The sequence below is a fragment of the Peptostreptococcus sp. genome, from assembly GCF_036639115.1.
GTDB lineage: Bacteria > Bacillota > Clostridia > Peptostreptococcales > Peptostreptococcaceae > Peptostreptococcus.
In genome coordinates this window covers 227117-239895 of record NZ_JAVWJH010000003.1, presented here as the reverse complement: position 1 = coordinate 239895, position 12779 = coordinate 227117, and the positions used below count along the sequence as shown (strand labels likewise).

Sequence of the window (12779 nt, the reverse complement as noted above, 5' to 3'; positions counted from 1 at the left end):
GAATATTAAAAAAAGTTAGAAAAATTTTAATTTTATAAATTTATTGTTTTTAACTTGTTTTTTAAGGTTTTACAAGAAAAATAAAACTTTAAAACACTCTTTTTGTTTTTTATATCAATCTTCTTTATAAAGTCAGAAAATAAATAAAATAAGAAGTTTTATCTTATATAAAACTTAAATTTATACCCAAAACTTAATATATATTTTCAAACCTTTTTTCTTCCTACTCTTTTTTAAGTTTAAATTATTAGTAGTTTATTTTGAAAAAACGTTTTTTTTAAACTTTTACACACATTTTTTTTTATGTTAGTATAGAATTCGTTATTACATAACACATAAAAAAGTGGGAGGTTTTATAATGAATTTATTTAAAAAGAAGGATTTGAATAAATTACTAAGTGAAAGAATTGAAAGGGAAAAAACATATGGTTTTTTAGATTTATTCTTACTAGGAATTGGAGCCATAATAGGAACTGGTATACTCGTTCTAACAGGAATAATTGCATCTACCCAAGCTGGCCCTGCTGTAATATTATCATTTTTGATTTCTGCGGTATCTGCTATTTTTATAGGTCTATGCTATGCTGAAGTTGCAACTTCAATACCAAACTCTGGCAGTATTTATGGATATGCTTGGGTTGTTCTAGGAGAATTTCCAGCTCACTTACTTGGTTGGACAATGATTGGAGTATATATTCTTTCTGCCGCTACTGTTGCAAATGGCTGGACAGGATACTTTGCAGCCTTATTTCATGACTTTGGAATTAATATTCCAGCTCAGCTTTTAAAAAGCCATTCACAGGGTGGAATAGTCAATCTTCCTGCTATGTTAGTTGTTCTTTTAATAGCATTTATATTAACTAGAGGTAGTAAGGAAAGTAAAGCAATAAATAACTTTATGGTTGGCTTAAAACTATTTATATTACTATTGTTCATAGTTGTAGGAGTATTCTACGTTAAACCATCTAACTGGACACCTTTCGCACCATTTGGATCTAGTGGAGTTTTTGCAGGAGCAGCAACTGCTTTCTTCGCATATTTAGGTTTTGATACTTTGGCCACTACAGCAGAAGAGGTAAAAGACGTTCAAAAAACTTTGCCAAAAACAATAATACTATCAGTTTTAGTATCAACTACTTTATATATAGTTGTTTGTTTGATACTTACAGGAATAACAAGTTACACTAATCTCAACAAGCCCGAAGCTATGACTTATGTTATGCAATTAGTAGGACAACACAAGGTTTCAATGATAATTTCTGCAGGATCAATAATAGGTATACTAGCTGTAATACTTGCCTTTACCCTAGGCGCATCGAATATAACAATGGCTATGTCTCGTGGAGGATTTTTCCCAAATACATTTTCTAAAATGAATGATAAATCTGGAAGTCCTAATTTTTCAATAATGTGCATTGGATTAATAACTTCTCTTTTCGCAGGTGTTTTAGATGTTAAAGCTCTAGCAAATTTGGCCAATATAGGATCTCTGATTGCATTTGCAACTTTATGCTATATTGTAGTTAAATTTAGAAAGATGTATCCAGATAATATAGGTGGTTTCAAGGTTCCACTATATCCTATTGTTCCTATTTTAGGAATTGTAATATGTGCATTCTTAATTTTAAACTTAGACTTCATGAGTTGGGTTAGTTACGCTTTATGGTTAGTTATTGGAAGCCTGATATACTTTGCTTACTCTAAAAAACACATATATAATTAAAATTAAATATTTACATTAAGCGTTTTACTGGAATAACACTATACTTCAATACAATGTGAAATATATTAATTTGTTATCGACTATTTAATAATGGTTAATAATGGAAATATAAAATTGAATATACAATTAATTGAATATTCTCACATATGTAATCTATAGTATAAGCGAAATCTATTAAAAGATGTATTTATATTATGATATTAGTACATATATCATAATTGTAATATATGGAATAATTAAAAGTTAGCATTTTTATATTTCAAAAATTCTTTTATATTTTCTTATCACTTATTTAAATTAGACTTAATAATTCCTATTTATATAAAGATAAAATTAAAAGAATTCAGTTATTATTCAATAAATATTTTTAGCTTAGGCAATCGCTATCTTATATATTTCACTATCAATTCAATAATATATAATCCGATTACTTACATGGTTTGAAATCATACTTTTGTTACTCCTTAGATAAAAAGTCTTGATTTTTATTAATTGATGGGAACATATATATGCATAGAAATATAAATAGTACTAAATTAAAGTACTAAATTAAAAATAATTACACTTACTATTTAGTAAGTGTAATTATTTATTTTTAGAATTTTTTATATTTTAAAATAATTCTATTGATTTTACCTTTTAAAGGTAATACTATAGTTAATAGATAGTTCTTTTACTAATCAATAATATACCTTAAGGAGGAATTGTAAATGAAATTGAAAAAAAGTTTTTTAACTTTAGGACTTGCTCTTAGTATTTCTATATCATTTTTCACACTAAATACTAATGCTGCTCAAAAAACTTATAAAAGATACGCAGGAAAAGACAGATCTGAAACCTGTCTTCAAACATCAGGGCTGATGAAGGTTTCCCAAGGAAAAAATATAGTTATAGCAGATGGATACAGTTTTGCTGACTCTCTTAGTGCAATGAATTTGGCTAATAAATATGACGCTATACTTCTATTAGATAGCAATTATCAAGTTGATAATTTATTAATTGAATTCTACCTAAATCTTTATCAACCTGAAAATGTATACCTAGTAGGCGGAAAGGAAAGTCGAAAATACGATAAAACAAAATATAAAAATACGAATATAGTCCATATAGCGGGAATCAACAGGTACGAAACAAATAAAAAAAGTTTGGAAATTGCCGGATATAAAAATATTGGTGTCGCAAGTGGTGAAAACTACGCAGATGCGCTAAGTTCTTATTCTTTATTAAGAGAAAAAAATCTAGGTTTAATGTTGGTTAGACCTAATGAAAACTATAACTCTAATGGACTTAATATAGAGTATACTTTTGGTGGTAAGAATTCCGTGAAAAAAGATGCTGGCGAAAGAATAGCCGGTTCTAATAGATATGACACCTCTATTAAAATAGCTGAAAAAACGAATGATAATAATATTATTTTCGTTAGCGGCAATCAGTTTGCTGATGCACTAAGCTCTATTAACCTAGTTAATTCAAAAACTGGAAACATACTTTTGACCCCTACTAATGGAGATAAAAGAGTGTCAAAACTAGCAAGTCAGGCTGATGATATTTTTGTAGTCGGAGGCAAGATGGTGCTTCCAGATAAAAATATTGAATATGCTATACAAGGAAGAGCTCTTACAGTAAATAACCCTAATTTAATAAGCAATATTTCAGGCTATAATCTAGATTTTAATATTCCTAAAGATTTGGCTAATACAGTCAGCTTCAAAAAGATAGATTACCTACAAGCCAATGACTTGGCATTTTCCATGAAATCACCTGAATCTGGAGATCTATTTACAATATATGTAAGCGATTATAGTAACGATTCAAGTGATGGTTTTCATGAAAGAAATATAGGTACTCTTAAACAAAATGGTAAAAACTACTCTGTATTTATGAACATTGGAGCTCAGCCAAACTATAGTAATAAAGACAAGTACATAAATGCTCTGAACAAACTTTCAAATGCAATAGAAAACGGTGCACTTTCTGGAACAAATGGCAGCTCATTTACACTAAACAAAGGCTTCTATAAGGAAATGAAAGACTTGTTTATACCTAAAATAAAGGCACCGACTAACTCAAATGAATTGACTATCCCAGGAACTAATGGTAAGTCAAAAATTATACTGCCAGCAAATATAATTTCAAGAGTACAGTTTAGTTCTGATGGATATTCTATACTAAACAAAAATATATACCTAAGAACTCATGATGAAATTGCATCAACATCTATATGTATGGTAAATTTGATAGATTATGTAGGAACTGATTCCAATACACACATAGCCTCTGCAACAAATACCTATGGAACAGTTATAAAAAATGGTAAAAAATACTCTTTATACGTAGATAGCCATAAAGGACCATCTTTATTTGGTACAACAATAGCTCTGTCTCAATCAGAATACAATCAACTTGATGAAGATAATCGTGCAATTGTAAATGCACTAATCAATGGCAAAACTTCTGGCATAATTCATTAGTTTGGTATTTAGTTTCTGTTATTGATTATATACAATAATTATTGATTATATAAATAAAAAGCCCACTTGCAGGTGGGCTTTTCTTATATCTCTTTAAATATTAAATTCTCATTCATGTATTTATTTAAAAACAGTTTTTTCTTTATGTTGTATACATCTGTCTTTAGACCTTTTACATCTTCTACTACTGTGTTTCCCTTTTCATCAATATATTTAAAATCAGCAATATATTCTATTTTTCTTATAGTCTTCCCCTGATATACAAATTTATCTTGGAGAAGAAATCTCGGTTGAAGTTCTAAATCTTTAATAATACTACCCTTTTCTAACATTTTTAATTCACTGTATCTTTGTGCTTCTTTTTTACTATCAAATAGTATTCCATCTAGTTCCATTTTTTTTGCTCTATATTTACTTTTTTTCTTTTTATCCGAATTTGTTTGTACGTATTTTTTGAACTCTTCTTCTGACCAATTAATCAACTTACTTCTCCTTCCTGCCAATTACAATTTCTATATTTTTCTTATTTTATAATTTAGAAAGATATAGAAATTTTAATTAGCTATTACATTTTTGATTTTCTTCATATCTTATATTACTTCATAATATAGTATATATCAAGATATGATTTTTGTTTATAATACGTTAATTATTTTACTTTTTTTAGTATAAATAATATACTATACTAATTTCCAATAGCATTTTTCTTATGTATATTTTTTCTGAATATTCTCCATTAACACACTATTTACCTTGTATATCTAAGCGAAATATGTTATTATTTGTTTATATATTGAAAGGAGAAAAACCATGGAAAAAGAAGTTTTAAAAGCTATGAATGAACATATTAATTTAGAAATTTATTCAGGGTATCTTTATTTAACTATGTCCATTCAAATGGAAAAGTATAATTATAAAGGATTCTCTAAGTGGCTGCTAGATCACTCTAAGGAAGAGTTATCCCACGCTGAAGACTTTATTTCTTATCTACAAAAAAGAAATGTTTCTGCTACTCTATATGACATCAAAGCAGACAGTATTGATAAGAAAGAACCCCTTGATATCGCAAAGTTAGTTTTAAAGCATGAAGCTAAGGTTACATCTCAAATATATGAATTGCATGATATTGCAAAGAAAAATAATGATTATGCTACAGAAGTATTTATGCATAAGTATATTAATGAGCAGATAGAAGAAGAAGATTTAGCACAAACTATAATCGATAAGTTTACATTTGCGGGAGATAGCACAGCTGCTAAATATTCCGTTGATAAAGAGTTATTTAATTTATAGTAGAGCAATATTTTATTTCTAGAAATAAGAGACACTGTGATGCATCACAGTGTCTCTATTATTTTTTAGTCTATAACCCCGCCTTTTTCTGCAGACTTAGCCATTTTTTCATATCTTTTCAAATAACCTGTTAGCTTTTTAGGTTTATATTCAAAAATTTTTGATCTTCTTTCTATTTCATCTTCACCTACATTTAGATTCAGTTTTTTATTTATTACATCTATTACTATTTCATCGCCGTCTTCAATCAAAGCAATCATGCCACCCTCAGCTGCTTCTGGTGATATATGACCTACAAAGCATCCATTATTTGTTCCAGAAAATCTACCATCTGTTATTAGAGCTGTCGATTTATTTAAACCTTGTCCATATAACATTTTCATCGGCTTAAACATTTCGGGCATCCCTGGTCCCCCTCTAGGGCCTTCATATCGTATAACCACAACGTGTCCAGCTTTAACTTTTTGATTAATTATAGCATTATTACACTCTTCTTCTGAATTAAAGCAAATCGCTTTTCCAACAAACTGTCGCACTTCCTCGGCAATAGCTGCTGGCTTTGCAACTGCGCTATTAGCTAGATTACCTTTCATAACAATCAGACCTGGTAAGTCACTAAATGCTTTGTCTAAGAAAGATATAACATCATTATTTTCTTCATATAAATATCTATAATTTTCTATGTTTTTTTCTATATTATTTCCCGTTACAGTCATGCACTCTGTATTTAGCATAGTTTTCATTCTTTCTATGACTCTTGGAACTCCTCCTGCCAAATAAAAATCTAATGCATCATATTTTGATGAAGATGGATTTATCTGAGCTATAAGTGGAACAGTTTCACCAAATTTTTCAAACATTTCCATTACTATATCCGCTTCTATACCGATTTCATTAGCAATTGCTATTATATGAATAATCGAATTTGTAGAGCCACCAACAGCCAATATCATTTTGATAGCATTTTCTATAGCTTTAAGATCAATAATATCTCTGCTAGTGATTCCCTCTTCCACTAGTTTAACTATCTGTTCTCCTGTTTTAAGGGCTATTCTAGTCCTTTCATTGTATACTGCAGGTATAACTGCAGAACCTGGTAGAGACAGTCCCATAGCCTCTGCAACACAACACATAGTGTTTGCTGTAGCCATATGTTGGCATGATCCTATTGTAGGACATGAAGTGATTGATATTAAATCCAATACATCATGATCAATCTTCCCTGCTTCATACATTCCATATGCTTCTGCAACTACTGTACTATCTGATTTTGCCTTTTCACCAAAATTTGGTCCTCCAAGAGATGGTCCTCCAGATAAAAAGATACATGGTATATCAAGTCTAGCAGCTGCCATCAACATACCAGGAACCGTTTTATCGCAAGAACCCAACAAAACTAAGCCATCTAGCTTATGAGCTCTAGCCATTATTTCTATGCTATCTGCAGTAATTTCTCTAGATGGCAAAGAATATCTAGATCCCTCATGTGTAGTACATATTCCGTCACATACAGCTAAAGTACCAAACTCTACTGGAGTAGCTCCAGCCCTATATATTCCATATTTCACTTGCTCAGCTATTTCTCTAAGATTTTTATGCCCTGGAACTATATCGCTAAAAGAATTTGCTATACCTATAACTGGTCTTTCAAAGTCGTCATCAGACAAACCTGTCGCTTTATATAAAGTCTTACAAGATATCATACTATCCGGTGTAAAAGTACCCTTTTCAAATTTTTTATTCATATAAATAATTCCTCCCCAATAATAATTCTAATTATTATATTATATAACAGCAATTGTCTTTACTCAACCGAACTCATATATTTATGGAAATCTGCCAATAGTATATTTTATAATAAATATACTAAAAATTATTATATTTAAAAGTTATTATCCTTGCTTTAATGAATAGTATTTATTAAGCTCTGTTCATATACAGTAGTTCATAGTTTGAAAATCTCACCCTATTTGATAGTTAAATACACATTTTTTGTTATAATGTTCAGCATTATAATATTAAATAAATAAAAACCCTACAAGTGTTGTTTTACAACACCTGTAGGGTTTAAGATTTTACAAATTCTTCTTAACAAGTTCATTAATTTTTCTGCCGTCTGCACGTCCTGCAGTTTTCGGCTTGATAGTAGTCATAATTTTACCCATATCCTTCATAGAAGTAGCTCCTACTTCGGCGATGGTATCAATTACAATTTTTTCTAATTCATCTTCGCTTAATTGTTGAGGTAGGTATGCTTCCAAAACTTGTATTTCAGATTTTGCTTCTTCAATCAGATCTTCTCTATTAGCCTTTTCAAACTCCACTAGGGAATCATTTCTTTGCTTTAGCTGTTTAGATATTATATCAACTACACCTTCTTCACTTAGCTCCTTGCGGTTATCAACCTCATATTGCTTTATAGCAGCTCTAATAAGTGTAATCACTGATTTTCTGACTGTATCTTTGTTCTTCATTGAAGACTTCAAATCTTCTTGCAGTTTTTCTTTAAGGGACATCCCCTTCACCTCTTCTTAATTACTATTTTTTAGCGTTTTTTCTTCTAGCAGCTTCTGCTTTTTTCTTACGCTTAACACTTGGCTTGTCATAGTGTTCTCTTTTTCTAACTTCTGACATTATGCCAGACATAGCACACTGACGCTTGAATCTTCTAAGCGCACTGTCTAATGATTCATTTTCTCTTACTCTAACTTCTGACATCTGTTTCACCTCCCTACAACTTAGCGATTTATCAAACCAAACTTTAGTTTAACACCCTAATATTATAATCTAATTTTTTATATTTATCAAGTCTTTTTGTTATAATATTTTATTTTACTACTATATTTTTAATTTTAACATTGAACTTGTCACAATCTAACTAATTTTATTTAAATTAAATTACAAAGACCTAGTCAAATACTGAATTTATCCTAGTCTGTTACTAGCTTCGTTAGTGGCTTTCCTGCCAATAGATGATAGTGAATATGATCAACTTCTTGACCACCATCCTTACCACAATTATTAATTATTCTATATCCATCCTTTGCAAAACCTTCTTGATCTGCAATTTTTCTAATAGCTCTATGAATATCTGCTATAATATCCATCTCTTCATACGAAATATCTTCTAAGCTTGCATAGTGCTTCTTAGGCACTACTAGAATATGAACTGGTGTTACTGGGTTCATATCTCTAAATGCAGCAACTTTTTCATCTTCATATACCATATCTGTTGGAATTTCTCCATTTGCTAACTTGCAAAATATACAATCCATTTTATCATCCCCCACATCTATATACTAAATATATTATAACACTTTTTGTTGATTTTACCAAACCATATCAATATAAAATGATTAATTATCTTAGTTTAACTGCAGTTCCTGAACAAGTAACCATCAACATTCCATTATCTGTTCCTAACACTTCATAATCCATTTTTACTCCTACTACAGCATCTGCACCAATATTTTCTGCTCTTCCCGCCATTTCATCAAGAGCCTCTTCTCTAGCTCTCATCAGTTCATTTTCATAGCCCTGGCTCCTTCCACCAAAGAAGTTTCTAAAGCCAGCTCCAATGTCTTTCATAAAATTGACACCAGATACTACTTCTCCAAATACAATTCCTTTATATGCCAATATCTCTCTTCCTTCTACTGAACTAGTTGTTGTTATAACCATAATTTATTCCCTCCTGTGTATCTTGCCTATGATAGTTAAAATATATATAGCCTTCATATATTATACTACAATATCTTATTTTCATAAATTACTCATTGTATAAAGTTCATAATTTTTAGAATTTTATCATTAAAGTATCATAAATATTTCTATTAGTGAACATACCTCACTTTTTACATTATATAGATATAGATTTTTTAACTTCTTCTACATATGCTTTTTATACCCTTTATATGTCTTTTATATCCTTTTTATAAATTTTTATTTTATAATTATATTTTTTGCTCTGTCTACTATTTCAACTGCATTGTTGCTAAATATTAGTTATTTATATATTAAGCTAGGTGAAAAATTTTATATTTTACTATTTATTATAATTTAAAAAAGCCATTATGTAAATTTAAAAAGGCCAACTAAATTTAGTTGACCTTTGTTAAAATCATTTCATATACAGTTAAATTACTTAATTTATATACTTGTTTTTTAAAATTTCTACCTAATTAATAAAACAGCATTTTATAGATAAGAACTATTATTTATATAAACTAAATATAAACTAACAAATTTCTGCTATACAATAATCATCCTTTACTTCTATTATCTTAACATTTAGGAATTGATCGCTTACATTTACATCTGACTTTGCTTTTACCCTTATATAGTTGTCTGTCAAACCTTCATAGACACCTTCAGAGTTTTTATCTTCAAATAATACCCTCATAGTCTTACCTATATAATTAGAAGCAAACTCCTTAAAGTTCTTAGTGCAAAGTCCCAGTAAAGCTGCACTTCTCATATTCTTAATTTGAGGATCTACCTGATCTTCCATTGAAGCTGCCGGAGTTCCTTTTCTTGGTGAATACTTAAATACATGAGTATGCATAAGCTTTATATCTTTTAAAAATGCTAGTGTCTCAGAAAATTCTTCATTTGTTTCACCTGGGAATCCTACTATAACATCTGTAGTAATCGCAACGTCAGGAATCCTTTTTCTAAGCATATCTACAATCATCTTGTACTCTTCAGCCGTATACCTTCTGTTCATTCTTTTTAAAGTTTCATCAGAACCACTCTGTAATGATAAGTGATAATGAGGAACTAATTTATCAATCTTACATATCTCATCTACAAATTCATCTGTAAACAATACCGGTTCGACTGAACTAAGTCTTATTCTCTCTATTCCATCTATTTTAGCAACTTCCTTAATTACAGTTAGTATACTTGTTCCATCTTTTAAGTCTCTACCATATGACGCTACATGAATCCCAGTAAGAACAACCTCCTTAAATCCATTTTTAGCAAGATTTCCTACCTCATTGATTATTCCATCCAATTCTCTAGATCTAATCCTTCCTCTAGCGTATGGGATGATACAGTATGTGCAATATCTATCGCATCCATCTTGTATTTTTATAAATGCTCTATTTCTTCCATTTGTCTGTACAATTTCTATTTCTTCAAATTCCCTTACCTTCATTATATCATCAACCGTACTAAGCTTAGATGTATGATCTATTGATTCTACTTTTTCTACTATAGTTTTTCTATCGTGAGTTCCCATTACCAGATTAACGTCTTCTATTTCTAATATCTCTTCTGGAGATACTTGAGAGTAACATCCTACAACTGCTATAACAGATTTAGGATTTTTCTTTTTTACCCTCCTTATATACTGTCTTGATTTTCTATCGGACATATGTGTAACTGTACATGTATTTATCACATAAACGTCCGCATATTCTTCACTATCTACTCCAGTATATCCATTTTCTTCAAACATCTCTAGCATGGCTTCTGTTTCGTATTGGTTGACTTTGCAACCTAATGTATAAAATGCCACCTTCTTCAAATTACATTCCTCCTATATCGCCCAATTCATAAAGTGTTATAGAGCTTGCCACTATTGAGGCTGTCTCTGTTCTAAATATTCTAGGTCCCATACTTACTGAATCAATTCCACTGTCTTTTATTTTCGTATTCTCAGACTCAGAGAATCCTCCTTCAGGTCCTATAAATATACCAATAGATACTTCATCTTTAGAATCTACTATTTTTTTTACTCTTTCACTTGAAAGAACTTCTTTTATTCCTAGGGATTTTTCTGCCTCATATGGAGATATATTTATATCATTTTCTTCCATATCTTTTAGTGCTTCAGCAAAGCTCAATACTCCTCTTAGTTTAGGAACTTGACCCCTCTTTGACTGTTTTGCTGCCTCGTACACTATTCTTTCCCATCTCTCAAATTTCTTGTCTGCTTTTTTATCATCAAGATTTACAACACTTCTTTTTGTACTTACGAGTATAATTTCTGACACTCCACATTCTGTTAATTTTTGAAGTATAATATCCATTTTTGTACTTTTGGGTAAGCCCTGATATAACTTGACTTTTATCTTGCTTTCTCTCTTTATTTTTACTTCTTCTAAAATATCAAGATTAACTGTTTCTTTACTTATATCTGTTATTTCACATATATATTCTTTATTATGTCCGTCACAGATTTCTATTTTATCTCCAATAGAATATCTAAGAACTTTTGATATATGTTTTACATCTTCTCCATATATATTCAAAGATTTATTTTCCATATCTATATTTTCTAACTCAACAAAAAATCTATCCATATCTACCACCTATCTCGCTAGTATGCAGGCCCATTCACCCTTTTTTTGAACTTCAATAACTGTAAATCCATTTGCTTCTAATCCTCTAGAGACCTCTTCAATTTTATCAAGAATTATACCTGAAGATATGAATACACCATCTTCAGCAAGAAAATCCCTAACATCTTTTGACAGTAATATTACAATATCTGCCATTATATTTGCAACTACTACATCTGCCTTTAGCTTTTTATCTATATCATCTGCCAAATTACCTTCCACTGCACTCATTACATCAGAAACATTATTTTTTTCTATATTTTCCTTTGCTACATCTACCGCTACTTTATCTATATCTATTCCTATTACTTTTTTAGCTCCCAGTTTTGCAGCTGTAATTCCTAGTATTCCACTTCCACACCCTATATCAAATACTATAGAATCATCTTTAACAAATTTTTCAAGATTTGCTACACACATACTAGTTGTTTCATGATTTCCTGTTCCAAATGCCATTCCTGGATTCATTTCTATTATAATGTCACTTTTATTTGCAGTGTAATCTTCCCACTCTGGCTTAATAACTATTTTTTCCCCGATTCTAGTTGGCTTATAATATTTTTTCCAATTATTTGCCCAATCCTGTTCATCTACTGATTCTGAATATACCTTACCTTCACCTACATCCAAACCATAATTTGGAAGAAGGCTTATTTTTTCTTGTATAATATTTATAAACTCTACAACATTAGTTTTTTCATCTATATAGGTTTTTATCTTGACTGAGTCATCTTCTCTATTTTCTTCAAGAATATCTTCTTCTACATAGTCCCAATCATATTCATGTGTTTTTTCAAAGTTAAAATCCTTTGGGTCATCTATCATGGCACCCTCTGCACCATTTTCAAACAATATATTTGTTACTGCTTCTACGGCTTCCGTAGTTGTTTTAATTGTTATTTCTGTCCAAATATTACTCACTTTATTCCTCCTATATTTTGC

12 protein-coding genes are annotated in these 12779 nt (G+C 30.1%); 3 read left to right on the top strand and 9 right to left on the bottom strand.

Going from position 1 to position 12779, the window contains the following annotated elements:
- Window positions 1-358: 358 nt before the first annotated feature.
- Together RR561_RS05390 and RR561_RS05385 are read left to right on the top strand one after the other, a co-directional pair.
- On the top strand, window positions 359-1723 hold the full coding sequence (locus RR561_RS05390) for an APC family permease (protein WP_332506531.1): 1365 nt from the start codon (window positions 359-361) through the stop codon (window positions 1721-1723).
- Window positions 1724-2433: 710 nt separating this feature from the next.
- Window positions 2434-4194, top strand: coding sequence for a cell wall-binding repeat-containing protein (locus tag RR561_RS05385; protein WP_332506530.1), 1761 nt, complete (start codon window positions 2434-2436; stop codon window positions 4192-4194).
- Window positions 4195-4277: 83 nt separating this feature from the next.
- Here RR561_RS05385 and RR561_RS05380 read toward each other — a convergent pair whose 3' ends face one another.
- On the bottom strand, window positions 4278-4676 hold the full coding sequence (locus RR561_RS05380; protein WP_332506529.1) for a DUF1064 domain-containing protein: 399 nt from the start codon (window positions 4674-4676) through the stop codon (window positions 4278-4280).
- Between the two features lie 328 nt (window positions 4677-5004).
- Between RR561_RS05380 and RR561_RS05375 the strand changes: the two genes are divergently transcribed.
- Window positions 5005-5487, top strand: a complete 483-nt coding sequence (locus RR561_RS05375) for a ferritin (RefSeq protein WP_332506528.1) — start codon at window positions 5005-5007, stop codon at window positions 5485-5487.
- 65 nt (window positions 5488-5552) lie between these two features.
- Here RR561_RS05375 and ilvD read toward each other — a convergent pair whose 3' ends face one another.
- From ilvD to prmA, 8 genes are all read right to left on the bottom strand, one after another.
- Window positions 5553-7232 (bottom strand): dihydroxy-acid dehydratase, encoded by a 1680-nt coding sequence (gene ilvD / locus RR561_RS05370; RefSeq protein WP_332506527.1) that lies wholly within the window; start codon window positions 7230-7232, stop codon window positions 5553-5555.
- 330 nt (window positions 7233-7562) lie between these two features.
- On the bottom strand, window positions 7563-8003 hold the full coding sequence (locus RR561_RS05365; RefSeq protein ID WP_332506526.1) for a GatB/YqeY domain-containing protein: 441 nt from the start codon (window positions 8001-8003) through the stop codon (window positions 7563-7565).
- 22 nt (window positions 8004-8025) lie between these two features.
- Window positions 8026-8205, bottom strand: coding sequence for a 30S ribosomal protein S21 (gene rpsU / locus RR561_RS05360; protein ID WP_074914847.1), 180 nt, complete (start codon window positions 8203-8205; stop codon window positions 8026-8028).
- A gap of 212 nt (window positions 8206-8417) precedes the next feature.
- Window positions 8418-8762, bottom strand: a complete 345-nt coding sequence (locus RR561_RS05355) for a histidine triad nucleotide-binding protein (RefSeq protein WP_332506525.1) — start codon at window positions 8760-8762, stop codon at window positions 8418-8420.
- Between the two features lie 85 nt (window positions 8763-8847).
- A complete protein-coding gene (locus tag RR561_RS05350; protein ID WP_332506524.1) occupies window positions 8848-9168 on the bottom strand; it encodes a putative heavy metal-binding protein in 321 nt (106 codons plus the stop codon).
- 556 nt (window positions 9169-9724) lie between these two features.
- Window positions 9725-11020 (bottom strand): tRNA (N(6)-L-threonylcarbamoyladenosine(37)-C(2))-methylthiotransferase MtaB, encoded by a 1296-nt coding sequence (mtaB, locus tag RR561_RS05345; RefSeq protein ID WP_334309590.1) that lies wholly within the window; start codon window positions 11018-11020, stop codon window positions 9725-9727.
- A gap of 1 nt (window position 11021) precedes the next feature.
- Window positions 11022-11798, bottom strand: coding sequence for a 16S rRNA (uracil(1498)-N(3))-methyltransferase (locus RR561_RS05340; protein ID WP_332506523.1), 777 nt, complete (start codon window positions 11796-11798; stop codon window positions 11022-11024).
- 9 nt (window positions 11799-11807) lie between these two features.
- Window positions 11808-12758: a 50S ribosomal protein L11 methyltransferase gene (gene prmA / locus RR561_RS05335; protein ID WP_332506522.1), complete on the bottom strand. Its 951-nt coding sequence runs from the start codon at window positions 12756-12758 to the stop codon at window positions 11808-11810.
- Window positions 12759-12779: the final 21 nt, after the last annotated feature.